Below are 24,164 nucleotides of genomic sequence, written 5' to 3'. Positions count from 1 at the left end.
GCGGTTTCGTCTGATCGGCGCTTATCTTTTCATGTGTTCATTCAAATATTTCACAAACCGATTGTACAACTGCAAGGTTGTATTGCCTCCGAAGATACTGTGGTTGCGGTTGGTGTAAATGGCCATGTCGAACTGTTTGTTGGCTTGTACCAGACGTTCGGCCAGTTCATAGGTATTCTGTACGTGTACGTTATCATCGGCAGTACCATGACAAATCAACAGGTTGCCTTTTAATTTATCGGCCCAGTTCAAGGGGGCATTATCTTCATAACCCCGTTCGTTTTCTGCCGGTGTACGCATATAGCGTTCGGTATAGATCGAATCGTAATATTTGTAATGAGTGACAGGAGCTACTGCAATCGCTGTCGTGAAAATGTCATTTCCTTTCATGATACAGAGCGAAGACATAAACCCTCCGTAACTCCATCCCCAAATACCGATATTTTTAACGTCTACATCAGGTTGTGTGGCCAGCCATTTGGCAGCTGCGATCATATCGTCGCTTTCCAGTTTACCGAGTTGCATGTACGTACATTTCCGGAACTCTTCTCCACGAGCTGCCGTACCACGCGGGTCGATACAGGCAACGATATACCCTTCCTGGGCCAGATAATTCAACCAACTCAGACTCCAGTTGTTTTTTACTTGTTGTGAATTAGGCCCGCTGTATTGGGTGATCAGCAGCGGATATTTTTTGCCGGTTTCCTGATTTACCGGTTTCATGATCCACGCATTGAGCATCGTTTTACCGTCTGCTGCCGGAATTTGAATGAATTCAGGTTTTGCCAGATTATATGCTTTCACCGCCTCTTTCACCGCTTTATTATCTTCAAGCACTCTGACCTGTTTGCCTTTAGCATTATAAAGAGCGGTGACCGGAGGAGTATCCGTATTCGAAACAACGTTGATATAATAATTGAAGTTCTTACTGAAACTAGCTTCATTCCAGCCTTTTACCGGGGTCAGTTTCTTTTTTAATCCCTTTTCGTTAATGCTATAAATGTATTTTTCAAGTGGAGATTCTTCGTAGGAAGAATAGTAGAAGAGTTTGCGAACAGGATCATAACCGTAGAAATCGATGATATCGAAATTTCCTTTGGTAATCGCTTGTCTTTCCCGTCCGTTGAGATCGTAAAGATAGAGGTGCATATAGCCGCTTTTCTCGCTTGTAATGACAAACTGTGTACCGTTATCCAGAAAGACCAGATTGTCCAGATTGCTTTCGTCGATATAATATTTGTTTTCTTCCCGGTAAAGAGGAACAATCGTTCCGACTTTGGCATTGGCTAAGAGGACTTCCATTTTATTCTGGTGACGGTTCAGGCGAATGATAGCCAGTTTTTTAGGGTCCTGGGTCCAGCGTATCCGCGGAAGATAGATGTCGTCTTCTTCTCCTGTGTCCATCTTGGTCGTTGTCCGGTCCGAAACATCGTAAACATAAACGGATACTTTGGAATTTTTCTCTCCGGCTTTCGGATATTTGTAAACATAATTCGAGGGATACAGTTCGTTTTGTTTTAAAGCAGGACTTTGTCCTTCGAACATATTCATTTGAAATTCGCGTACATCCGATTCGTCGAATTTGATGTAAGCGATGGCCGATCCGTCGGGGGCCCATTCAAAAGCGCGGTTGAATGCGAATTCCTCTTCGTAAACCCAGTCCGGTGCGCCGTTGATGATGTGATTGTATTGTCCGTCTCTGGTGATCTGACGTTCTGAACCGAAACGGATATCATGGATAAACAGGTTGTTATCTCTCACGAAAGCAACTTGCAAACCGGTGGGAGAAAAAGTCGCCAACCGTTGGCTGCCACCTTCCGACAAAGGTTTGATTTCTTTATTTTTAAAATCGAAAAGATAATAATCGGCAGTGAACGAACGGCGGTAAATCGGTTTCTTATTGGTACAAATCAGTATCCGGCTTTCATCTGCATTGAAGGTATAATCGTCGATCCGGCTGACAGGAGAATCCTCCAGTGTTTTCAAATCCAGTAAAGTAGCGACAGGCAGACCCGTTTTATAGCTGTATTTGACTATACGTGTGCCATTGTTCTCTAAAACTGTATAATGTTCGCCGTCATTCATGGAACGTAATCCGTAAACTCCTTTGGTACGGAAAGTCCCGTCGACAAAAAAATCCTCCAGGGTTAATTGTTTTTGTGCAGATAACTGGCTGCAAAAGATAAACATAAGTAAAAAGATTCCGAAAAAATTTCTCATATCGTTCTGTAATTTTTATTTTTTTAGTTTGCAGTCCCAAAGGTTTGAAAAAAATCTTTGTTTTGCAAATGTTTGCAGAATTATCCTGAACTAAAAGTGTCTGAATACTTTTTACCTTTTAACCTTTTACCTTTAACCTGAAATTATTACCTTTGCGCACTAAAATACATAGCTCGGAATAATAATATGCAATATACTCTTTTAGCGAAAGATAAGAACAGTGAAGCCCGGTGTGGTGTTTTGACCACAGCACACGGGGAGATTCATACCCCTGTCTTTATGCCGGTGGGAACGGTGGGATCTGTGAAAGCAGTGCATATGAGAGAACTGAAAGAGGATATCCGGGCTGAGATTATTCTGGGGAATACCTACCATCTTTATTTACGACCGGGAACCGAAATTCTGCAGGCAGCCGGAGGATTGCACCGTTTTAATGGCTGGGACCGGCCGATATTGACCGATAGTGGCGGATTTCAGGTGTTTTCACTGACCGGTACCGGACGGAAGATTACAGAGGAAGGAGTGACTTTCCGATCACACATAGATGGTTCTAAACATCTTTTTACGCCGGAAAATGTCATGGATATCCAGCGTCAAATCGGCGCCGATATCGTGATGGCTTTTGACGAATGTCCGCCGGGAACCAGTGATTATAATTATGCCAGGCATTCACTCGGGCTGACTCAGAGGTGGCTGGAACGGTGTGTCGCGCGTTTTGACGAAACTGCACCGCTATACGGTTACGAGCAAAATTTATTTCCGATCGTTCAGGGATGTACTTACCGGGATTTGAGAGAGAAAGCCGCAGAACATGCCGTATCCCTGAACAGAGCCGGCTATGCGATCGGTGGTCTGGCTGTCGGAGAACCTGCTGAAGAAATGTATGCCATGATCGAGGTCGTCAATCGTATATTGCCTCAGGATAAACCACGTTATCTGATGGGAGTCGGGACGCCTGAAAATATACTCGAAGGTATACAAAGGGGAGTAGATATGTTCGATTGCGTGATGCCTACCCGTAATGGACGTAATGGTATGATTTTTACAACCGAAGGGACGATCAATATTAAAAATCAAAAATGGGAGCGGGATTTTTCTTCTATAGATCCTGCTGCATTGAGTTATGTCGATACCGATTATTCGAAGGCTTATTTGCGGCATTTGATTAAATCCGACGAGATATTAGGGTTGCAAATTTGTTCCATCCATAATCTCTCTTTTTATTTGTGGTTGGTGAGAGAAGCCCGGAAACATATTCAGGAAGGAGATTTCGTAGCATGGAAGACAAAGCTGCTTCCGAAAATAACCAGAAGACTTTAGATGAAAAAACTTGATTTATATATTATACGCAAATTCCTGGGGACCTTTTTCTTTTCATTGGTCCTGATTCTGTGTATCGTCGTCGTTTTCGATCTTTCCGAAAAACTGGAAAAATTTTTGGAAAACGAAGCTCCGGTAAAAGCGATTGTGTTCGATTATTATAAGAATTTTATTCCCTATTTTGCGAACGTGTTCTCTTCGCTGTTTACTTTCATCTCAGTAATCTTTTTTACTTCGAAGATGGCCTATGACAGTGAGATTATCGCTATTTTGAGTACCGGGATCAGTTTCAGGCGTTTTTTATTCCCCTATCTGATGTCGGCTACCGTTATTGCTATTTTGTCATTTTTGCTGGGAGCTTTTATTATCCCGAATGCCAATGAGAAACGGATTGAATTCGAAAAGCAATATATGGGTAAAAGATATGCCAATAAGGAACAGAATATACATCGTCAGATAGCTCCGGGTACTTATATCTATATGTCGTCTTATTCGGTGGCTTCGAATGTGGGATATGATTTCTCCATCGAAAATTTCAGGGGGGATACCTTGGTCAATAAGCTGACCTCTTCGCGGATTACCTGGGATAAGGAAAATAAAAAATGGGTGATCCATAACTGGAAACTCCGGGAAATAGAGGGAGATAAAGAAACGTATACGACGGGACAGAAACTGGATACTGTCATGGCTTTCCAACCTTCTGAATTTTCAGAGAATCCGAAGAAAATCCGGGAACAATTGACTTTTCCGGAACTGGATCGTTATATCGACCGGATGAAAATGCGGGGGAGTTCGAATGTGATCGAGTTTCAGATTGAAAAATATAAAATGATTGCCAATGCATTCGCTACTTTTATATTGACTTTCATCGGTGTCAGTATCTCGTCACGTAAAATCAGGGGCGGAATGGGACTACATCTTGGAATAGGCTTGCTGATCAGCTTTTCTTATATCTTATTTATGCAATTTTCAACAGTTTTTGCAACAAATGGAAATATGAATCCGTTATTAGCAGTGTGGTTGCCTAATATTTTGTTTGCCATTATCGGAGTGTTTGTGTATAGGACGGCGCCCAAATAGTTTGAATGAAATACCTGAGTGAGAGAGACGTGTAAACGAGAAAAAAATTAAAATCAATGAATTAATATTATTTAGGATGGAAAGAGATTATAATAAAAATCGGCGTTCTTTTCGTTCCGAACGGTCTGAAAACCGTAGAGGATATGGAGCAGAGCAAGGAGAAAGACATACGGCCGGATCTGTGGGGAACCGTAACACTGCCAGAAGGTTTGAAAGGACTTCTGAACGGGACAACGGAGAAAGAAGAGAACGGAATTTTAACCGGGAGAAAGATACTTACAGAGAACGTCCGGCTAAATTCAGTAACCGCCGGGATTACCGTCCTAGTACAGAGGCAACCGACCGGCAGGACCGGACCGAACGTTCGGAACGGAAGGTATTGGTGAAACGTGATTCTCATACGGATAATCCACGCAGACCACGTATTTTCCGGCCAAGAGGTGAGGAGACCACCGGGAACAATCATTCGAATTATAATCGTCCTTTCGACCGCGATCGGAAAAAGATTTCCGGGAGAGAGAAAGAAGGACTGAGACAGAAACACTATAGTAAAAAGAAATTGTTGGCTCATCGGCTGAAAAATGAAGATGAGAACGCCGAATTGCGTCTGAATCGCTACATTTCAATGGGAGGCGTATGTTCTCGTAGGGATGCGGATGAATTGATCGTTGCCGGACGGGTGAAGGTAAACGGAGAGGTAGTTCAGACCGTCGGTTTGAAAGTACGGAAGAAAGACAAGGTGGAGGTGGACGACGTTCAGATTTTCCCCGAAAAGAAAGTATATCTCGTTTTAAATAAACCGAAAGATTATGTGACAACCGTCGAGGATCCGTTGGAACGTAAGACGGTTATGGCCTTGGTCGAAGGTGCTTGTAAAGAAAGAATCTATCCGGTAGGGCGTCTGGACCGGCAGACGACAGGAGTGTTGTTGTTTACGAATGACGGCGATCTGGCTAAGAAATTAACCCATCCGAAATACGATCACAAAAAGATATATCATGTTTTTCTGGATCGTGTATTGACTGAAGAAGATTTTCAGGCTATAGCGAATGGAGTCCAGCTGGAAGACGGATTTATCAAAGCGGACGAGATCAGTTATACCTCTCCGGATTGTACTGAAGTGGGGATAGAGATTCATTCCGGAAAAAATCGTATCGTCAGACGTATATTTGAACATTTCGGTTACCAGATCATAAAGCTCGACCGGGTATATTTTGCCGGTATTACGAAAAAAAATCTGCCGCGGGGAACATGGCGTTTCCTTACTCCGAAGGAAGTGACTATGCTGAAAGTTTATTAAGTGCTAAGCTATTGTTTATGGAGAGTGTTTTTTCCTGGTATGCTGTGTATACAGCAGCCAGGGCTGAAAAAAAAGTGAAAGAACGACTCGATCAGATTGGTATTGAAAATTATCTTCCGTTAAGGACTGAATACAGGGTGTGGAGTGACCGGAAAAAAAAAGTATCGGTACCTTTGATTTCCGGATATATTTTTGTACATATAAAAGAAGAAACCTTTGTTCCTGTGCTGACAACTCCGGGGGTGGTTACTTTCCTGAAAGAAAAGGGAAAAGCGGTAGCTATTCCGGCTGAACAGATCGAACGCTTACGTTTTGTCGAAAACCAGGCCGACGAACCGCTGGAAATTTCTTACGAGGATATTCCTGCAGGTACTTTAGTAGAAGTTGTTCGGGGTAAATTAGCTGGATTTCAAGGAGAAATGGTGCAGATCCGGGATAAATACCGGATTGTTTTACGTTTGGAAAAATTAGGGTGTGCTTTGATTACGGTAGCGGCCAGTTGTGTTGAAAAAGTGAAAAATTATTCTAAGAAGGGGTATGTTTGGGGCTTTTTGTTTATTTTTGTGACTCATTGAAATAACATAGAATAAAAATTAATAATAAAATAAAGGTGAAGAAGTTATTCTTACTCATATTGTTCGTGCAATTTATATCTGTTACATTTGCTCAGATGTCGGACGACCAGGTTGTTGCTATGGTTAAAGAGGCTCAGAATCAGGGAAAAACTCAACAACAAATCATTATGATGCTGGGACAAAAAGGAGTTACCCAGGAACAATTGATTCGTATAAAAAATAACTATACCGGTAAAAAAAGTACGGCCGGAGAACAAACGGGGAACGGAATGAGCCGGTTGAGGCAAGAAAATCCTCCTGCAGTCAATATATTGGATTCTTTGAATCTGGAGGAAGATAAAGAGCTTCTTTTCTCAAAAGATTCATTGCCTGAAATAAGGATTTTCGGACGGAATATTTTTAATAACAAACAATTGACTTTCGAACCTAACCTCAATATAGCTACGCCGGAAAATTATGTGCTTGGTCCCGGAGATGAGATTATTGTGGATATTTGGGGGGGATCGGTAAAGACTATTCGGCAGTATATTGCACCGGATGGAAATATCACGATCGAAGAGATCGGACCGGTTTATCTGAATGGCTTGAAGATAGAAGAAGCTTATCAACGGGTAAAGAATGCGTTGTCTCAGGTATATGCTTCATTAAATAGTGATGAGCCGGATACTTTTATAAAAGTGTCCTTAGGAAACGTGCGGAGTATTCGGGTGAATGTGATGGGGGAAGTGGCGATGCCGGGTACCTATACCTTACCTTCTTTGGCTACTTTGTTTCATGCTTTATATAATGCCGGAGGAGTCGGTGAGATCGGTTCCATGCGGAATATTACGGTAAATCGCAAAGGAAAAGTTGTCGCCGATGTAGATGTATACGATTATCTTTTAAAAGGGAGAAGCGATCTGGACATCAGCCTGAATGACGGGGATGTGGTGCTCGTTGCACCTTATGCCAATTTGGTTTCCCTGACAGGAAAGGTAAAGCGTCCGATGATCTATGAAATGAAAGATACGGAGACAGTCGGCGATTTGTTGGAGTATGCCGGAGGTTTTAAGGGAGATGCTTATAAAAATGCTATTCGGGTAATTCGAAAAAGTGGACGGGAATATCAGGTATATAATGTCGAAGAAGGAGAGTTTAAAAGTTTTCCTTTGGTAGATGGGGATTTTATTTCTGTAGATCCGATGTTGAATCGTTTTGAAAATCGGGTTCAGATTCGGGGAGCTGTGTACCGGCCCGGATTATACGATTTAGGAAAAGTAACTACAGTGAAGGAATTGATTGAAAAAGCAGAGGGAATTACTGAAGATGCCTTTGTTAACCGGGCTGTATTATTCCGCCAGAAACCCGATTTAACTCAGGAAGTGGTCGCTCTCAATGTAACCGGGATATTGAGTGGTTCGGCTGCCAATCTGCCTTTGCAAAAAAACGATGAATTGTATATTCCTTCGATATTCGATTTGCAGGAAGAATATACGTTGTCTGTAAAAGGGGCTGTAAGGGTACCGGGAGTATACAAATATGCCGATAATGCCACAATTGAAGACCTGATCATTCAGGCCGGCGGTTTATTGGAATCCGCTTCGACAGTGAAAGTCGATGTAGCTCGCCGGATTAAAAATCCGAAGAGCTTGACCGGAGCGACTAAATTGGCTGAAAACTTTACTTTTACTTTAAAGGATGGATTGATTGTGGATGGTAAACCGGACTTTACTTTGGAACCCTATGATGAAGTATTTGTCCGTAATTCTCCGGGATATCAGGTACAGCAAAATGTAACAGTTACCGGCGAGGTATTGTTTGAAGGAAATTATGTCTTATCCCAGAAAGGGGAACGGCTTTCGGATTTGGTGAAAAGAGCAGGTGGATTGATGCCGGAGGCATATGCAAAAGGGGCCTGTTTGCTCAGACAGATGACACCGGATGAAAAGGCTCGGGTGGAATCTGTATTGAAACTTTCCAAACAAACGGATAAAGATTCGATCGCCATTAACCGTCTGGATATCGGTAATACCTATTATGTCGGTATCGAGCTGAAGAAAGCGATCGAAAATCCCGGGTCGGATTATGATGTCGTATTACGGGAAGGGGACCAGCTCGTTGTCCCTCAGTATACAGGAACGGTGAAGATCAGTGGGGCGGTGATGTATCCGAATACTGTCGTATACAAAAAGAATGCGAAGTTGAATTATTATATAGAACAGGGCGGAGGATTCGCTTCACGGGCGAAGAAACGCAGGGTGTTTATCGTGTATATGAACGGTACGGTGCAGAAATCCAAGACTTTCTCTAAGGCCAAGGCTGCTCCCGGTTGTGAAATCATTGTACCGGTAAAACCGCCTAGAAAAGGTGTCGGTTTGGCTGAAATCATGAGTATCGCTTCCTCTACCACGTCTATGGCTGCATTAGTTACATCAATTATTAATAGCACGAAGTAATGGCTACAAATTCGACGAGTAATCAACCGGTTCAACCGGAAAATGAAATAGACCTGATCGAGGTTGTAAAGAAATTATGGGCAAAGCGGAAATTCATTCTCAAGGTGACTGTCGTTTGTGCATGTCTCGGGGTATTGGTCGCTTTGTTCAGTGCTAAAGTTTTTACCGCTTCCTGTACGATTGTTCCTCAGACAGGTGAAAAAACGACTGGGGGAAGTTTAAGTGGCTTAGCTGCTATAGCAGGTATAAACATCGGATCTTTAGGTGCCGGAGATGTGTTGTCGCCGAAGATTTATCCTAAAATATTGGCTAGTGTACCTTTCCAAAAGGAAATTATGCAGACGGCGATCAAATTTGAGGAATACGATCAGCCGGTGAAATTGCTGGATTACTATACTGCCGATGAATATGCCCAATTTTCTTTAGGAGGAACAATACTGAAATATACGATCGGTTTGCCCGGAGTGATTATCGGGGCTATTCGTGGGGAAGAACCGGAACCTCAATATGGAGAAGGGGCTGTTGCTACTTTGGAATCCCTGTCTAAAGACGAGGCAGAATGTATCAAGACCTTGAAAGATAAGATCAATATGAACCTCAACGATAAAGACGGGTATATTACTTTATCTGTCGATATGCCTGAACCTTTGGCTGCAGCTCAATTGGCTGCCAAAGTACAGGAATTATTGCAGCGTTATGTAACCGACTTTAAAATTCAGAAGGTGAAGGCGAATCTGGAGTTTGTGGAAAGTCGCTATGAAGAGGCTAAAAAGGAATATGAAAAGAAACAGGAAGAGCTGGCTATTTTTAACGATGCCAATCGTAATCTGGTTTCCAATGTAGCTAAAACTACCCAGGAGCGTTTGAATAACGAATATACGCTATTGTTCGGTGTATACAGTGAACTGGCCAAACAGCGCGAGCAAGCCAATATTCAGGTAAAAGAAACAACTCCGGTATTTACTGTTGTAGAACCGGTAACTATACCGACCGAACGTTCAAAACCCAAAAGAGGATTGATTTGTATCGCCTTTACTTTTTTAGGTGGTTTTATCGGTATCGGTTTGGTATTGACTTTACCTTTCCTGGCTCAGGTTTCCGGTTGTAAGCGTTTAAAGGGATGGTTGCCTGAAGAAAAAGAATAATTTCCCATAAAATTTTATAAAAAAAACTATCGAATGATAAATTTCGATGGCTTTTTTCTTTATTGTGCGGGAGGTCCGAATATTTTTATACTTTTGTGGTATCCTTTAAAGCGGGAAAACTTAAAGGATTGAACGACTAAGTAAATATAACGATGGAAAATGAAGAAATCGATTTAATCGAAGTCATGGCGAAGCTGTGGCATCGTAAAAAGACAATAATGTATATTGCCTTGTTTTTTCTGGTGGGTGGTCTGGTTTTAGCTTTCTTTTTACCAAGGAAATATACCGCTCAATGTACCTTAGGTTTGGAAATGGAAGACCGGACTACGCGGATCAGTGTCGAAGGAATGTCGCCTTTCCAGAGTATGCCGATGGGGGATATGCGGAATACGCGTATTGTTTCGCCGGCTATGTATCCGGATATTTTTTTCAGTGTACCTTTTCAGAAAGAGTTGATCTATTCTCCTTTATACATCGATGAGAGAGGAGATACGGTTACTTTCTATAACTATCTGGTGTCCGGTCCGGAACGTTTGGCTTTGGTAACCGATCCTTCACAGGTAGAACAGCTGACAGAAGAAGAAAGTAAATGTCTGGCTTATTTAAAAGATGCTTTTTCTGTAAAAGTAAATAACAAAGACGGTAATCTGAAAATTACTCTGGATCTGCCCGATCCGAAACTTTCGGCTTATCTGACGAATCGGGCACAGGCTATGCTGCAGACATACATTGCGCGGTTTCGTATCGCCAAAGCTCAGGCTGCTCTCGATTTTGTAGAGGAACGTTATACGGAGGTGAAAAACGAACTGGAGAAAAAGCAACAGGCTTTAGTACAATTCCGCGAAAAACATCCGGATCGGACATCCGTGCAATTAGAAACGGAAGAGAAAATACTGACCAACGATTACGAGTTGTTTTTCGGACTTTATTCCGATATTGTAAAGCAACGGGAGAAGGCAAAAATCCAGGTGAAAGAAGATATGCCGGTACTGACGGTAATCGAACCTGTCGTAGAACCGACCGTTCCTTCTAAACCACAGCGTGCATTGATTGTGTTGGCTTCTTTATTACTGGGATTATTCGTCGGTTGTGGTTTTGTGCTGATTCAACCTATCTTTTCTCAGATCGTATCTTCAAAAAAGCAGGCGCATACCATCCCGATTAAGCGAATGAAAAAAATCTCCTGAACTGTAGGTTTAGTTTTTTTCTTTCTGTTTCGGTTTTTATGCCGTCAGCACTACGGGCCAAAGGAAAGGGAAAAAAATACTGATTTCTAAATTGATTCCTAAGGTAAGGAATCAGAAGACCTCTGTTTTATGGTGTTCCTGTTTTCCAGATCGAGGTTAGCTTGCCATGCAGTGATAACGGGAGTCGAAGGTGATCGTATTCGGGGACCATGGGAGCTCTGTCGAGTGTCGTCTTGCTTTTTCTGAATGCCCGACCGATGGTGTCTGACGGAAACGTAACGTAAAGTTTTTTGTGCAGTGAGGAGTTCCGCCGGTCAGTGAAAGAAAAAGCAAGATGACCGACAGAAGCGACCGGGGCACCGGACACGAACAACTACCGGAATAAGTCTACCATAAATTCCAATCCATCCACATATCCTTGTCATATCTCCAGCTGTCATGTACCGCATCCGACAGTATTTTATCCGAATACACGGGCAGTCTTTTGATGAATAATATAAAAACGCTTGATTTCTTGCATGTCGAGGTCATTCACATGAGAAATCTGCCCCCGGTAATCGGTAAAAATACCTCCTTCGATGAATTTAATGTCGGACATAGATGAATGTTTTAATCGTTAAGCAATTTCCAGATTTCTCTAAACAATTGCGGAGTAATTCCCATCAAGAAAAGATTACATCTTCTGATCCAGGTTTTTCCCTTTCTCCATATGTTCAAAATTGGGGATAAATGCTTTCATCGTTCCGACAATATCTTCTTTTTCTGTTTTCTGGTCGTTCAATACCGCCTGCAATCTTTCCAGGAAAGTATCCAGTTCTTCCATCCGGCGGGCCTTCAGGTCTTCAATCACCCCCAGCGATCCGAAGCGTTCCGGATTAATTTTTTCCCCCTTCACGTAAAATTCCTCAAACCCTTTTTCTCCTGTCGTATCCGAGGCGAAATAATACACCGGATATACTTTACTATCCACCGGCATCTCCGCGGCAAACCGCCGGGCTTCCTCCTCCGAGGCACACTGCTTCACCTCATATCCCAGACTATGCAGGAACCGGTCGGCGATAGAGGAGAAGGTCATCATCTGCTCTGCTCCCAGTTTCGGGAAAAAGATCTCCCGGTTCTGTCCCAGAATGCAGGCCAGCATACAGATCTGTCCACTCTCCTCCGGAGAAACGAAATAGCGTTTCACATCGTTCGGAGAACTCAGCGGCTGACGCTTCATCAGCCGGTCGATAAATCCGGCCAGCAGACTTCCGTTCGAAAAAGCCACATTGGCAAAACGGGCCGTCGATATTTTGAACCGCGAAGAATAGGCCATGATCATTTCCTCCATGATCTTCTTGCTGGCTCCCATGATATTTACAGGATTGGCAGCCTTATCCGTCGACACGCAGAAGAAATGACGCGGCGGGTATTCACTCAGCAGGTCCAGCAGCTTCCGCGCTTTCAGCACATTATTCTCCAGCAACGCCTGAACGGAATATTTATCCTTTTCGCTCCGTACATGCTTGTGGGCTGAAAAATTGGCCACAATATCGAATCCCTGCTCTGCCCGGAAAATCTTTTCAAAGACCGGATCGGCAAAACTGAGCGGATAAGTCCGGTATTCTTCCGGCACATACATCCCGTACGTCGAGCGCAGATCCCTCGTCAGTTCCGCCAGCCCGTTCTCACTGATGTCCACAACCACCAGCTTTGAAGGACGGAAAGGCAGCACCGCCCGGATATACGACGAACCGATCGTCCCGGCACCGCCGATCACCAAAACACGTTTACCTTCTATTTCCGCGCGAAGCTTATCCCGGTTCGCCTCAATGTCCGCTGCGAACATGCTCTTTTGCCGGCCCGTTATGTGGTCGGCTATAAATTGACTGACATTCAACATCTGCTTAATTTTAATTTGATTTCAAATTCAGGTAAGAAATTATTTCAAATACTCCGGCTGCTCCGGCAGTCCTTTCAGCCAACGGAAAGGCAGTTCACTTTCCGGCTTCACGATCACCCAGGCCGTCAGGAAGATCAGTTTTATATCCAGCCATAACGAAGCATGCTGTTGGTACCAGATTTCCAGTTCACCTTTGTACGGAGCAATTTTCTCCGTATAAAACACGACAGGATCGATCCCCGGTTGCGACAACAACCGCTCCTCATCCCGGAAAACAATCGAGCCGAGCCCCGTGATTCCCGGCCGCACATTATAAATCACCCGTTGTACATGTTCCGGAAAACGTTCGAAATCCACCTTCATCTGCGGACGCGGCCCTACAATACTCATCGTTCCACTGAGTACATTCAATATCTGCGGCAATTCATTGATCTTCGTCTTCCGCAAAAAACGGCCGAAAGGCAATACACGCGGATCATTCCGGGTGGTCAGGCTGCCTGTCCCCATATTGGGGGAGTTCTTCAGCATGGTGGCGAACTTAAAAATAGAAAACATCCGGTTCCTGTACCCAACCCTTTTTTGCAGATACCATACCTTATGTTCTCCCGTACACCACAAAATCAGCATACAGGGCAATAACAGCCACGATACGCACACCAAGGCAATAAGTGCCAGCAGTACGTCAAAGACAACCTTCAAAAATTTGTACATAAATTCGGATTATAAAAAGAAGGAAAGAAATGTTATTTTACAGCTTCATAGGCTTCGGCAACGGTATCCACGATGATACGCAGCTGTTCCCGGGTTAAATGATTATAAACCGGAAGACTGATTTCATTGGCATACAACCGGTATGTATTCGGATAATCTTCCATTTTATATCCCCGGTTCTTGAACAAAGTCAGCATAGCCATCGGTATGTAATGTACATTCACCCCGACACCCTTTTCACTGATATATTGAATCATGGCATCCCTTTTCGCTTCATCGAAATCCTTGATCCGGAGCAGAAACAGATGATAAGAACTCTCCGTATCCCGGTGATGATAGGGGGGAATAACAGCCCAATCCCGTTTTGAAAACTCCCGGACATAAAATTCAAAAATGGCTTTCCTTTCGGGCAGAAACGTGGATTTATACCGGCGTATCTGTGCCAAACCGACAGTAGCGCATAAATCCGGCATATTCACTTTCAGTCCCTGATCGATGATATCATACCGCCACGCACCCACCTGATTTTTTTCGAAAGCACTCTTGTTTTGCCCGTTCAATGCCAAGGCCCTCAGGAAAGTCAGTTCATTCTGGTTGTTGAAAGGCTGCGGTAAATTCAATACAATCGCACCGCCTTCCCCTGTCGTAATATTTTTTACGGAATGCAGGGAGAAAACAGTGACATCGGCCACTGTCCCGGAAGCCTTTCCTTTATAAAAAGCCCCTAAGGAATGGGCGGCATCGGCCAAAAGCATTATCCGGCCCAATTGCTGTTGCCTCCCGGAGGCAGGCCGGTACAAAGCCTTCACTTCCGGATCGTTCAAAACTTCACGGATGGCATCGTAATCACAGGGATACCCTCCGATATCGACAGGCAATATCACTTTGGTGTGTTCATTGATCGCAGCTTTTATCTTGTCCGGATCGATAGTAAAATCATCTTTTACGTCTACCATCACCACCTTTGCCCCCATATTCATGGCACACAAAGCCGTGGCACTGTATGTGTAAGCGGGGATAATCACTTCATCACCGGGACCTACTCCCAGCCACCGTAGCATTAGCATCGCCCCGGAGGTCCACGAATTTACACACAAAACAGCTTCACCTCCCGTGAACTGCCGGATCTCATCTTCTAAAGCCCGTGCTTTGGGGCCTGTCGTCAGCCATCCCGTATGAGTCAGGGTATCATGCATTTCTGCAATTACCTCATCATCGATGACAGGTAAGGAAAAAGGGATTTTCATATAAGATTTTTATAGTCTGATTTTACTTGTTTTATAACACCGTGACCGGGACATACCGTCCTGTTTTTGTCACAGTAGGAAATTATTTTTTCAAGCGAAAGTTTTGCTTGCTCTTTATCACTTTTAGGAAAAGAGGTGATGACTTTTGTATCGAACAGATAGGAATCTCCGGTAAAAATATAGTTCTCTGTAAAATAGGTCAGACATCCAGGATCATGGCCTGGCGTTTCAAGTACTTCGAGCTTTTGTCCCCGGAAAATTTCAATCCGGTCTCCCTCATGCAATATCTTTACTTTATTTCCGGAAAACACAAAGGGATGATCGTGATATTTGGAAAAATTCAGTTTTTCTGAATATAATCCTTCTTGTCCGTGTGCGGAAGTATATACGATACAATCCGGAAATAAGGAGATCAGCCGGTTTATTCCATAAAAATGATCGAAATGGGTATGAGTTAAAAATACTCCCTGAATTTGCTGACCGGGAAGTAATCGGGCGATGACAGGCTCGATATCTCCGATGTCGATCAGCCACACCCGACATGAGTCGGTGTGAGAAAGAATATATGTATTTGATGAAAAAATGGAATTAACAATCTGTACAATTCCCATTCTACCTTTAGTTAACTCTTACAGTCCGGAGGAACATTCAATTTTAATCAAGTCACATACAACCATCGGTTCTGTTTTCAGAAACATGGTTCCCCATGTGAGTCCGAGACCGAATGCCGAGCACAGAAGTGACAGCTTCCGGTCCTGCAATTGCTCTTTCAGATCGGTAACCATCAGCATGGGAATGGAAGAACCACCCAAATTACCGAAATTCCGGATATTGCAAGGCACTTTTGCCGTTTCTAATTTCAGTTTTTTTACAATCCTGTCGATGATTAGTTTATTGGCCTGGTGAATCAGAAAATAATCGATATCTTTTTCTTTATCCAGAGCACAATATTTTAGTAATTCATCGATACTTTTAGGAGGTTTGGAAATAGCAAACGACAACACATCCATACCGTTGATCAGTGTATGTACCGGAGCTCTGACAATACCGTTACCGAAATCTTCGTATTCGAACGATTCAGGAGTAACCGGGTGTCTGAATCCTCCGGCCGGAGTCATCAATGCCCGGTATCCTTTGCCGAAGGTATGGAAATCGACAATAATGGGTTCTGCATCCTCATGATATTCAAGTGCCAGGGCAGTCCCGCAATCCCCGAAAAGCGGGACACGGCTTTTGTCATATGGCGATCCCATTCGTGTCGCAGTATCCCCGATCAATAAAAGAGCTTTTTTCAGATTACCGGACGATAGCATATTCCCGACGACTGTGATCGAATATACACAACCACAACATCCCATAGGAATATCCAGTGTAAAACAACGGTCAGATAAACCCAAACGTTCCTGTAGAATACAGGAGGTCGGTGGAGTCCGGTAATCTCCGGTAACGGATGCAAAAGATAAAATATCGATTTCTTCTTTATTCCATCCTAATTTTGCAATCAGATTTTCAGCTGCTGCCAAACACAGGTCGGAGGCACAAATGTCATCTGTAGCGACATATCGTTTTTCTATACCTACGGTATCTATAAAAACATCGGCTTCTTCCCGATTGAAAAAATCGAAATCGTGAGTATCGACGGCTTTGTCCGGTACGGCACCGGCAACTCCCGCAAGCTTTACGTTCTTTATGTTCCAGAGAGCCATAAATCCGATGCTTAAAGTTCTACATTATATTTGGACAGAATCTTCTTGCCTTCAGCGTAAGAGGTTAGTCCCAAAATATCTTCCGGATCGAACATGACATCGAATATTTCCTCCAATTGGGCTACAATACTTAACTGGTGGACAGAATCCCAGCTATCGATATTCCCGGCGTTGAACTCATCGTTTAAATCCTTGGCCGATACTGAAAAAACAGTTGTAAACGCCTCATTGTATTTTTCTAAATTCGTCATAGTATAACCTGTTATTCTTTGATTAATTTACTGTATAATATTTTTCCTGCTTCATTTTTAGGGATTTCCGGGATGACAATAACTTTGAAAGCCGAAGCTATGATATGGGTTTTCCGGATCAGTAAATCCAGAACTTTATCTGCAAATTTCCCGTCCGTAATGTAGACATACATCCCTTTATCCGTACCCGTACAGGCACAGAACAGGTTATATTCGGCCTTGATTATCCGTTCACATTCATCTAATCCCACCCTTAAACCGAATAATTTTAAAAAGCGTCCTATACGTCCTATGATGTAATAACATCCGTCAGCATCCCTCCTGGCAAGATCCCCTGTAAAAAGAACCCCTTGGTTTTCATCTCCCCTGATCAGATCATCGGCGGAAAAAGCATAGCCTAACGTGACATTGGGCCCCTTGTATATCAGCTGGCCTGTCGCTTCTTTTTCCAGAATAAGTTTTCCCTGTTCGTCGACAAGAGATAATTCTCCATTCGGAATCGCCCGGCCTATACTGCAAATCTTTGAACTTGCCAGATGGGCGGGTAAATAAGCCATTCGGGCCGTACCTTCTGTCTGCCCATAGGTAGCGATAAATTTTTTCCCATTTTTCTCTGCATAGCCGGCACAAGTGCGGAATAATTTTTCATCCATCTTGCCTCCTCCTTGGGTAATTAATTGCAGGTGGGGGAGATCCATTCTGAAAAAACGTAATTTCTGGAGAACTTCGAAACTGTAAGGGACGCCGGTGAAGCTTGTTGCCCGATGTTCCTTCATAAAGGTCCAGAACTTTCCGTCTGTCAGACTTTTTCCAGTCAGTAAGATTGTCGCTCCGGCATAAATATGACTACTTATCACCGATAACCCCATCGTATAATATATGGGTAGGGTGGCTAAAGCACGTTCGTGTTTATCCAGGCCGAATAATAAAGAGACGTTACGGGCATTTGCCTCTACGTTTTTATAGCTATGTCTCACGAGTTTCGAACTTCCTGTCGAGCCGGAAGTCGGTAACAGCAAAGAAAGTTCTTTATATAAGGGTGGGGGTGTCATTCCCGTTTTTACCAATATATAATGTTTGAAACCGAATATCACTTCTGATCCGTACTCATGCCCCAAACGTTCCGGCAGCCATAAATATTCCGGTCGGTATGCCGATAATAGATTCTGAAATAATCCGCTTTCTGTATGACTATGGATAATCAACGGTACGATTTTATTCGAAAGCGCACCGATGTATCCTGCAAATGCACCGATACAATTCTCCGATAAGATAAAAATGAGTGTTCTTTTGCCCAGTACCTCTCCGAAATGATCACAGAAACGGACTAATTCGCCGTAAGTAAGTGAATCCTCATGATCGTCGATAGCAGCGATATCTGCCGGATTTTTCTGGTCGATATTCAAAAACATATTCAAAACGTTTAGATTACTGCACACCCGTCTACCCCTAAGATCTGTCCGGAAATATAATCAGCTCTGTCTGAGGCAAGAAAAGCACAGGCATTGGCCACATCTTCCGGAGTACCTAATCTGCCAAGTCCGATCTTTTGGATTCTGACATCGATTTTATCGCTGTCGGTTTCGTATAACTCCTCGAATCTTTCCGTTTTGACAATACCGGGAGCAACAGCGTTTACCCGGATATGCAGCGGGGCGAGTTCTTTGGCTGCAGATTTGGTCATGGTAATGACCGCTCCTTTTGTGGAGGAATAAGCTACCTGTCCCGGAGATCCGATGACACCGGTAACCGAAGCCATATTGATAATCGAACCGCCTCCCGAACGCGCCATAAGCCGGGAAACGGTCTGAATCATTTCAATCACTGCGAATACATTGACCCGGTACATTTGTTCCAGATTTTCACGTAATACCATTCCGAGTTTCTGATTGGAGATAATGGCGGCGTTATTAACGACACAATCGATGCGCCCTTCCTGTTTATGTATCCCCATCAGCGTTTTTTTGACCATCTCCCGGTCTGTAACATCCAGTAATACCGGAATAACTTTGGTCTGGTATTTTTCCGCCACGGCACACGTCCAATGATCCGGTTCGTCCCATTGAATATCTCCGGCATAAACAATAGCACCGTCCCCGGCAAAACGTTCGGCTATAGCACGTCCGATTCCGCGACCGCCTCCTGTAATCAGGCAAACTTTATTTTCCAGAAATCTTTTCATCATAAATCAATTAAGCTAATGTCATTCCCCCGTCGATTTTCAGTGCCGTTCCGGTCATCCAGGATGAAGCATCTGAAAGCAGGTACACGATAGCATAAGCAATATCCGAAGGTTGGCCATAACGCCCAAGAGGATAATTTTTTTTGTCTTTTTCCAGTTGTTCCTCCGATAACTGACCGGATCTGATCAGATTTGTCTCGACCATACCCGGATTTACGCTGTTGCATCTGATCCCTTTACTGCCTAATTCCAAAGCAGTCGTTCTCATAAAGGCATCTATTCCGCATTTGGTCGTGGCATAAATACCGTTGCCTGCGGATACCCTGAATACTCCTCCGGCAGAGGCCGTAAAAACAATGGAGGAAGGATTCTTCATTTTCTTCTTTTTTACCAGATTGCGGGTGAGCATCATCGGAGCGATCAGATTGATCTTTTGAATACGTTCGATGATTTCTGTCGTTAAAAAGGGAGTAAGTACAAGTTTCATTATCCCTGCGTTATTGACACAACCATCCAATCGGGGTAAACGATCGGCCAGCGACTCGATTTCCTCTTCTTTGGTCAGATCTGTGACAATTCGGCTATGTGTCCCGTTTTGTACCGGTAGTTGCCGGAAGGTTTCTTCCAATCCTTCCGGATTGATATCCGTGATAACGACTTCAGCCCCCATCCGGCAGCATTCGATGGCTGTTGCCCGCCCGATACCGGATGCCGCACCGGTAATAAGGACAGTCTTTCCCGATAAAGAAAACGGATTATAGGTCATCGGATTTTATTTTTTACTTTCGATTGTATTGAATAATTCTTCGATCGTACCGACATTTTCAATGTCTTTTCCTTCGATAGTGATTCCGTATTCCTCATCGACCATCAGTATGACCGATAAAGCGATAAGCGAACTCCACTCTTCCAATTCTTTGAATTTTGTCTGAGGAGTAAATACGTTTATATCGGTTTCGTCGAATAGATTGGCAAATAATTCAATAAACTTTTCCATAATATTATTCTGTTAATTTTATAAATAATCGGTCATTCACTGTAAATCTATTTTGTATTCTTCCGGGTCAGATCGCTTTTCATCAGATATCTTTCCCTGCCATCGGGTAGATTAATCGTTTCAATGATAACATCTTTGTGTAATTTGTGATAGGCCAGTACTTTCTTATTACCGGCATCGACTTCATAAAAAACTTCTTTTACCCCCAAAGCCCTTAATACAGCTCTGTAGGCCATGTTCATTTCCACACTACCGACCGGATCCTTTTCGGCTGCCTTCCAGGCCCAATATTCCCCCCGGACTCCTTCCGACACAAAATATTTGGTCGGGGAAGAAGTGTGCATGGATTTATATCGGTCGAATAAAGGTTTGATCAATTTCGGATTTGCAAGGATAGAAGTAAATGCAGCGAAAGCCAGTTGAACCCTTTTTCTCCTCAGATTGTCCATCTGCGCTTTTGCATCCAGGGTACTACTGTTAAAACCGACAATCTGGCCTTTTTCGTTTTCTGCACAGATAACCACTTCATTCGGATCATTCAGTACTATTTTGTAGTATTTTTTCAAAAAAGGCTTACCCATCATGGCAAAAATCCCCGGAGCCCCCTGTTCCCGGATAGAATAATGAAGGTTTGCTATTTCTTTTGCATCGCTGGGTTTTGCTAACCTTAGTTTGTATTTAGCCATAGGTGATTATAAATGAAATTAATTTATTTATCGACAGAACTATAAAGTATCATGACGTTTTTTTAAAATATTGAGGTATACCTCTTCAATTTTTTGAGCAATACTCGTTTCCGAAAATTTTTTTAAAGTTGATTCCCGGATTTTATCCCTATTGTATTCATTTATATTTTTATGCATATATTTCAAAGCATCCGTTAATTCATTAACACGGTTACAGGGAACTAACAAACCATTTTCATGGTTGACAAATTCTTCCGGGCCACCGCAAGGCGTTGCTATAACAGGCAAGCCTTTGGCCATTGCTTCTATATATACTACCCCGAATGTTTCTTTTCTACTGGCTAATACAAAAACATCCGACTCTGAAATTAAATTCTGTATTTCCTGCTGACTTTTTAACCCCATCAATGTGATTCGAGCTGTTAAACCCGCACTATCGATCATATTTTGAAGACGCGACCGCTGATTACCTCCTCCAACAATGGTGAGTGATACATTCGTATCAAAATCAGCTTTTTTAAAAGCATCGATCAATATATCATGCCCTTTTCTATGAATCAGATTGCCGACAGATATAAATCGGAATCCCAGCCTATTTGGGGTATCTGTATTTTTAACAAAGAAAGCATCGGAAACCATATTATAAATAACAGTACTTCTGACCTTCCAATGTTGAAATAAACGGAGTGCCAAAGAGTTGGAAACAGTTATTATTGCATCGGCATACGGATAAGTCAGCTTACCGTAGTTTTTTACATATTCAGGTAAAATATCATTATTTATTATACTCCAATGCTCAGTACACACCCAAGGAATATTAAATTTCTTTTTTAAGACTGAGGCAAGTACAGAAATATCTAAATAATGTGAATGAATGATATCCGGTTTACCATGCAGCTTTTCTACCTTTTTATACAGTTTTATAATTTCTTTCTTTAAAACATGATGTATAATAACTTCCGGCATCAATCTCCGGTAAGGTACGGCCAAAAAATAATGTTCATAAATATTGATACCGTCTACGATTCGATGATTAGTACCGATAATGTCCCAGTTCTTGGCTGAATAAAAATTCAATCCGATGTATATTACCTCATGCCCCAGTTTCTGTAATGCATGAGCTTGCGTTGCTTCAAAACAACCGAACAATGGATGATTAGGAGTGGGATATCCCCTTGCTATAATTAATATTTTCATAATTTAATCATTACCGAAACATTTGTTATAAATCCGGATAGTTAGATACACAGGCATTTTCAGTAAAAGCATTCGGAGACAGTGTTTTTTATGCAAATATTTCAGTATTTCGAAAATCAGATCTTTTTCATTTCTCGCACAGGCAATTGTTGAATCCCATAATCTCCACTTTACAAATTTGATGTGATGTTCCCTGGCGAATTTCATATAATCCATTTCGACGTCGAATATGGTGGAAATATAAATACTGCTTGGGGCAAATCTGGACGTAGTGATAGAACCTTCTCGTTGGGTATTATAATAAGCTATTTCCGGATCGATGAATATACGATCTGCATAATAGCCGATTTTAAGAGAAAACATCGTATCATTATGTTTGGCTACTTCATCAAATTTTACATTGTATTTTTTTATTAAATGATGAGCGATCATTTTGCACCAGGGTGGCCCCATAACAAATCTTAACTTGTTTTCTAATAATTTGTCATTTAAGTTTTTACCTGTAATGAAAGACTGTCTGTAGACGTGTATTTTTTCTTTTGTAACCGAATCGACTCTCTCGTAGTTTAAAAATATAATGTCATATTCAGAATTTATGTAACGATCCAATATATCAGAAAATTTTTCTGAAAAATAATCGTCGGAATCGGCGAATAATATCCATTTCCCTTTGGCTATTGTTAAACCGATATTACGTGCATACCCTGCTCCTTTGCTCTCGGGTAAGAAAATTATTTTTACTTGTTGGTTATTCGTCCCCGGATAATTTTTGACATCGACGATTTCCCGGTCACTATTGTCATCTACAACGATGATTTCTATATCGGAGCGTTGGGGAATAGATTCCAGACAACGCTGTAACAGATCCGGGATATTCTTTGTCGGAATAATGATGGAAAAATTAATCGTATTATTCATCTGCACTTATTTTCAATCTTCTTTTTTTATAGGGGAAAAAATAATTTGATAAAAATACAATCAATAACATAAACAGTATCATTTGGTAGGGGTAACACTCCATCTGTAACATCAGGAAATAGATCGTCAATACAACCAACAGAAATATACGGATACCGGAATCATAAATTTTATTCTTTTGCTTTCGGATAGCCGTATACAATAAAAAGAGAAATATAATCCCAAGAATAATTCCACCTTGCAACAAAATCTGTAATTCAATATTATGGGTTATCACGCCATGAATATTTTCTAATGCCCAATCTTTATCGACCCAACCATAGCCTGATATAAAAGAATTGCTTATCATATATAAAGAATACATCCATATAACAGTTCTTCCTGAAAAAGTCATATTTTTTTGTAATACATCTTCTATAAATACCTGTAACTTTGAACCACTTACAACCTCACTTTGGGTAAATACCATGGTTAATGCAAACAATATTAAACCGGAGAATAGTAGAATTAAAAACCATTTCCGTATTTTCAAAGGATGAAAAAATACTAAATATGTAATTAATAAAACAATACATAAAAAAGATGTCATCGATCCGCTTCCAGGTAAGAGAACTGATAATAAAGAAATAGGATATAGTAGAAATAAATTGAATTTACCTTTGTTCGCATGAAAACAATATAATGTATTTACAGCTAATGCCGGGATGATCACTCCCCCGAACTGATTATAGTTTCCTCCTAGAAAATATAATTCTCCTCCGTTTTCATTTATCCATATACCGTCCGGATATATTAATAGTAAGATAAAATTCAGATAAATAATAAAAGAAAATACAAACGATAGTGAATATAGTGTAAGTGTTGTGTCTTTTTTTATCAGTTGCTCCGTAAATAATACCAATCCGGTTGTTTTAATAAAAAAAGGTATTATTTCAATAATAGACATTTGATTCACATATGAATTCAATATGGAGAAAATAAAAAATATAAAAATTAAAATATCAAACTTAGAAAAGGAAAAATGAAATAAAGCCTTAAAAAAAACATATAGAAAAAGTATCTTTGAAAACAGGCTGAAAAATACACTTAAAAATTTTATTTCCTCTACAATTAAAACAGAGCTTC

Annotated in this window: 23 protein-coding genes; 7 read left to right on the top strand and 16 right to left on the bottom strand. The window is 41.9% G+C overall.

Features of this window, described 5'->3' with window-relative positions:
- Positions 1–21 precede the first annotated feature (21 nt).
- Complete coding sequence (locus ODOSP_RS04905; RefSeq protein ID WP_013611281.1) at positions 22–2,220, bottom strand: S9 family peptidase; 2,199 nt, start codon at positions 2,218–2,220, stop codon at positions 22–24.
- Positions 2,221–2,406: 186 nt separating this feature from the next.
- Between ODOSP_RS04905 and tgt the strand changes: the two genes are divergently transcribed.
- The 7 genes from tgt to ODOSP_RS04870 all read left to right on the top strand — a co-directional run bounded on the left by tgt (position 2,407) and on the right by ODOSP_RS04870 (position 11,262).
- A complete protein-coding gene (tgt, locus tag ODOSP_RS04900) occupies positions 2,407–3,540 on the top strand; it encodes a tRNA guanosine(34) transglycosylase Tgt (protein WP_013611280.1) in 1,134 nt (377 codons plus the stop codon).
- The gene (locus tag ODOSP_RS04895) at positions 3,541–4,620 is read left to right on the top strand and encodes an LptF/LptG family permease (RefSeq protein ID WP_013611279.1); all 1,080 of its coding nucleotides are present in this window, start codon (positions 3,541–3,543) and stop codon (positions 4,618–4,620) included.
- Between the two features lie 76 nt (positions 4,621–4,696).
- Positions 4,697–5,920 (top strand): pseudouridine synthase, encoded by a 1,224-nt coding sequence (locus tag ODOSP_RS04890; protein ID WP_013611278.1) that lies wholly within the window; start codon positions 4,697–4,699, stop codon positions 5,918–5,920.
- A 17-nt stretch (positions 5,921–5,937) separates the two neighbouring features.
- Complete coding sequence (locus tag ODOSP_RS04885) at positions 5,938–6,495, top strand: UpxY family transcription antiterminator (protein ID WP_046405762.1); 558 nt, start codon at positions 5,938–5,940, stop codon at positions 6,493–6,495.
- Between the two features lie 35 nt (positions 6,496–6,530).
- Positions 6,531–8,930 carry an SLBB domain-containing protein gene (locus tag ODOSP_RS04880; protein WP_013611276.1) on the top strand — a complete coding sequence of 800 codons (2,400 nt, stop codon included), beginning with the start codon at positions 6,531–6,533 and terminating at the stop codon, positions 8,928–8,930.
- A complete protein-coding gene (locus ODOSP_RS04875) occupies positions 8,930–10,075 on the top strand; it encodes a Wzz/FepE/Etk N-terminal domain-containing protein (protein ID WP_013611275.1) in 1,146 nt (381 codons plus the stop codon). Before ODOSP_RS04880 ends, ODOSP_RS04875 begins: the two co-directional genes overlap by 1 nt.
- Before the next feature lie 152 nt (positions 10,076–10,227).
- The gene (locus ODOSP_RS04870) at positions 10,228–11,262 is read left to right on the top strand and encodes a Wzz/FepE/Etk N-terminal domain-containing protein (protein WP_013611274.1); all 1,035 of its coding nucleotides are present in this window, start codon (positions 10,228–10,230) and stop codon (positions 11,260–11,262) included.
- A 460-nt stretch (positions 11,263–11,722) separates the two neighbouring features.
- Here the strand turns inward: ODOSP_RS04870 and ODOSP_RS19405 are convergent, their stop codons facing one another.
- The 15 genes from ODOSP_RS19405 to ODOSP_RS04800 form a co-directional block, all read right to left on the bottom strand.
- Entirely contained in the window at positions 11,723–11,860 is a 138-nt protein-coding gene (locus tag ODOSP_RS19405; protein WP_013611273.1) for a hypothetical protein, read from the bottom strand.
- Between the two features lie 75 nt (positions 11,861–11,935).
- Positions 11,936–13,144, bottom strand: a complete 1,209-nt coding sequence (locus ODOSP_RS04865) for a UDP-N-acetylglucosamine 4,6-dehydratase (protein ID WP_013611272.1) — start codon at positions 13,142–13,144, stop codon at positions 11,936–11,938.
- A 39-nt stretch (positions 13,145–13,183) separates the two neighbouring features.
- Positions 13,184–13,855, bottom strand: coding sequence for a sugar transferase (locus tag ODOSP_RS04860; RefSeq protein WP_013611271.1), 672 nt, complete (start codon positions 13,853–13,855; stop codon positions 13,184–13,186).
- 32 nt (positions 13,856–13,887) lie between these two features.
- A complete protein-coding gene (locus ODOSP_RS04855; RefSeq protein ID WP_013611270.1) occupies positions 13,888–15,102 on the bottom strand; it encodes a DegT/DnrJ/EryC1/StrS family aminotransferase in 1,215 nt (404 codons plus the stop codon).
- The gene (locus ODOSP_RS04850) at positions 15,099–15,713 is read right to left on the bottom strand and encodes an MBL fold metallo-hydrolase (RefSeq protein WP_013611269.1); all 615 of its coding nucleotides are present in this window, start codon (positions 15,711–15,713) and stop codon (positions 15,099–15,101) included. The genes ODOSP_RS04855 and ODOSP_RS04850 overlap by 4 nt, the downstream gene beginning before the upstream one ends.
- Positions 15,714–15,731: 18 nt before the next feature.
- Positions 15,732–16,808: a 3-oxoacyl-ACP synthase III family protein gene (locus ODOSP_RS04845; protein WP_013611268.1), complete on the bottom strand. Its 1,077-nt coding sequence runs from the start codon at positions 16,806–16,808 to the stop codon at positions 15,732–15,734.
- 11 nt (positions 16,809–16,819) lie between these two features.
- Complete coding sequence (locus tag ODOSP_RS04840) at positions 16,820–17,059, bottom strand: hypothetical protein (RefSeq protein WP_013611267.1); 240 nt, start codon at positions 17,057–17,059, stop codon at positions 16,820–16,822.
- An 11-nt stretch (positions 17,060–17,070) separates the two neighbouring features.
- Positions 17,071–18,471, bottom strand: coding sequence for an AMP-binding protein (locus tag ODOSP_RS04835; protein ID WP_013611266.1), 1,401 nt, complete (start codon positions 18,469–18,471; stop codon positions 17,071–17,073).
- A gap of 11 nt (positions 18,472–18,482) precedes the next feature.
- A complete protein-coding gene (locus ODOSP_RS04830) occupies positions 18,483–19,241 on the bottom strand; it encodes an SDR family NAD(P)-dependent oxidoreductase (RefSeq protein WP_041557191.1) in 759 nt (252 codons plus the stop codon).
- 10 nt (positions 19,242–19,251) lie between these two features.
- Positions 19,252–20,007 carry an SDR family NAD(P)-dependent oxidoreductase gene (locus tag ODOSP_RS04825; protein ID WP_013611264.1) on the bottom strand — a complete coding sequence of 252 codons (756 nt, stop codon included), beginning with the start codon at positions 20,005–20,007 and terminating at the stop codon, positions 19,252–19,254.
- A 6-nt stretch (positions 20,008–20,013) separates the two neighbouring features.
- On the bottom strand, positions 20,014–20,238 hold the full coding sequence (locus ODOSP_RS04820) for an acyl carrier protein (RefSeq protein WP_013611263.1): 225 nt from the start codon (positions 20,236–20,238) through the stop codon (positions 20,014–20,016).
- 47 nt (positions 20,239–20,285) lie between these two features.
- Entirely contained in the window at positions 20,286–20,924 is a 639-nt protein-coding gene (locus ODOSP_RS04815) for a hypothetical protein (protein WP_013611262.1), read from the bottom strand.
- Positions 20,925–20,963: 39 nt separating this feature from the next.
- Positions 20,964–22,121, bottom strand: a complete 1,158-nt coding sequence (locus ODOSP_RS04810; RefSeq protein WP_013611261.1) for a glycosyltransferase — start codon at positions 22,119–22,121, stop codon at positions 20,964–20,966.
- A gap of 3 nt (positions 22,122–22,124) precedes the next feature.
- Positions 22,125–23,039 carry a glycosyltransferase family 2 protein gene (locus ODOSP_RS04805; RefSeq protein WP_013611260.1) on the bottom strand — a complete coding sequence of 305 codons (915 nt, stop codon included), beginning with the start codon at positions 23,037–23,039 and terminating at the stop codon, positions 22,125–22,127.
- Positions 23,032–23,985 carry an O-antigen ligase family protein gene (locus ODOSP_RS04800; RefSeq protein ID WP_157741826.1) on the bottom strand — a complete coding sequence of 318 codons (954 nt, stop codon included), beginning with the start codon at positions 23,983–23,985 and terminating at the stop codon, positions 23,032–23,034. Before ODOSP_RS04800 ends, ODOSP_RS04805 begins: the two co-directional genes overlap by 8 nt.
- Between the last annotated feature and the right edge of the window lie 179 nt (positions 23,986–24,164).

The organism is Odoribacter splanchnicus DSM 20712 (genome assembly GCF_000190535.1).
Classification (GTDB): domain Bacteria; phylum Bacteroidota; class Bacteroidia; order Bacteroidales; family Marinifilaceae; genus Odoribacter; species Odoribacter splanchnicus.
This window is presented reverse-complemented; position numbering and strand designations above follow the sequence as displayed.

Excerpts from the sequence above, each read along its gene's own strand:
- ODOSP_RS04825 (WP_013611264.1), bottom strand. The coding sequence starts at position 20,007 with ATGACCTATAATCCGTTTTCTTTATCGGGAAAGACTGTCCTTATTACC.
- ODOSP_RS04850 (WP_013611269.1), bottom strand. The coding sequence starts at position 15,713 with ATGGGAATTGTACAGATTGTTAATTCCATTTTTTCATCAAATACATAT.
- ODOSP_RS04830 (WP_041557191.1), bottom strand. The coding sequence starts at position 19,241 with ATGAAAAGATTTCTGGAAAATAAAGTTTGCCTGATTACAGGAGGCGGT.
- ODOSP_RS04845 (WP_013611268.1), bottom strand. The coding sequence starts at position 16,808 with ATGGCTCTCTGGAACATAAAGAACGTAAAGCTTGCGGGAGTTGCCGGT.
- ODOSP_RS04875 (WP_013611275.1), top strand. The coding sequence starts at position 8,930 with ATGGCTACAAATTCGACGAGTAATCAACCGGTTCAACCGGAAAATGAA.
- ODOSP_RS04895 (WP_013611279.1), top strand. The coding sequence starts at position 3,541 with ATGAAAAAACTTGATTTATATATTATACGCAAATTCCTGGGGACCTTT.
- ODOSP_RS04855 (WP_013611270.1), bottom strand. The coding sequence starts at position 15,102 with ATGAAAATCCCTTTTTCCTTACCTGTCATCGATGATGAGGTAATTGCA.
- ODOSP_RS19405 (WP_013611273.1), bottom strand. The coding sequence starts at position 11,860 with ATGTCCGACATTAAATTCATCGAAGGAGGTATTTTTACCGATTACCGG.
- ODOSP_RS04840 (WP_013611267.1), bottom strand. The coding sequence starts at position 17,059 with ATGACGAATTTAGAAAAATACAATGAGGCGTTTACAACTGTTTTTTCA.
- ODOSP_RS04810 (WP_013611261.1), bottom strand. The coding sequence starts at position 22,121 with ATGAAAATATTAATTATAGCAAGGGGATATCCCACTCCTAATCATCCA.
- ODOSP_RS04820 (WP_013611263.1), bottom strand. The coding sequence starts at position 20,238 with ATGGAAAAGTTTATTGAATTATTTGCCAATCTATTCGACGAAACCGAT.
- tgt (WP_013611280.1), top strand. The coding sequence starts at position 2,407 with ATGCAATATACTCTTTTAGCGAAAGATAAGAACAGTGAAGCCCGGTGT.
- ODOSP_RS04905 (WP_013611281.1), bottom strand. The coding sequence starts at position 2,220 with ATGAGAAATTTTTTCGGAATCTTTTTACTTATGTTTATCTTTTGCAGC.
- ODOSP_RS04835 (WP_013611266.1), bottom strand. The coding sequence starts at position 18,471 with ATGTTTTTGAATATCGACCAGAAAAATCCGGCAGATATCGCTGCTATC.
- ODOSP_RS04815 (WP_013611262.1), bottom strand. The coding sequence starts at position 20,924 with ATGGCTAAATACAAACTAAGGTTAGCAAAACCCAGCGATGCAAAAGAA.
- ODOSP_RS04870 (WP_013611274.1), top strand. The coding sequence starts at position 10,228 with ATGGAAAATGAAGAAATCGATTTAATCGAAGTCATGGCGAAGCTGTGG.
- ODOSP_RS04800 (WP_157741826.1), bottom strand. The coding sequence starts at position 23,985 with ATGTCTATTATTGAAATAATACCTTTTTTTATTAAAACAACCGGATTG.
- ODOSP_RS04865 (WP_013611272.1), bottom strand. The coding sequence starts at position 13,144 with ATGTTGAATGTCAGTCAATTTATAGCCGACCACATAACGGGCCGGCAA.
- ODOSP_RS04890 (WP_013611278.1), top strand. The coding sequence starts at position 4,697 with ATGGAAAGAGATTATAATAAAAATCGGCGTTCTTTTCGTTCCGAACGG.
- ODOSP_RS04885 (WP_046405762.1), top strand. The coding sequence starts at position 5,938 with ATGGAGAGTGTTTTTTCCTGGTATGCTGTGTATACAGCAGCCAGGGCT.
- ODOSP_RS04860 (WP_013611271.1), bottom strand. The coding sequence starts at position 13,855 with ATGTACAAATTTTTGAAGGTTGTCTTTGACGTACTGCTGGCACTTATT.
- ODOSP_RS04805 (WP_013611260.1), bottom strand. The coding sequence starts at position 23,039 with ATGAATAATACGATTAATTTTTCCATCATTATTCCGACAAAGAATATC.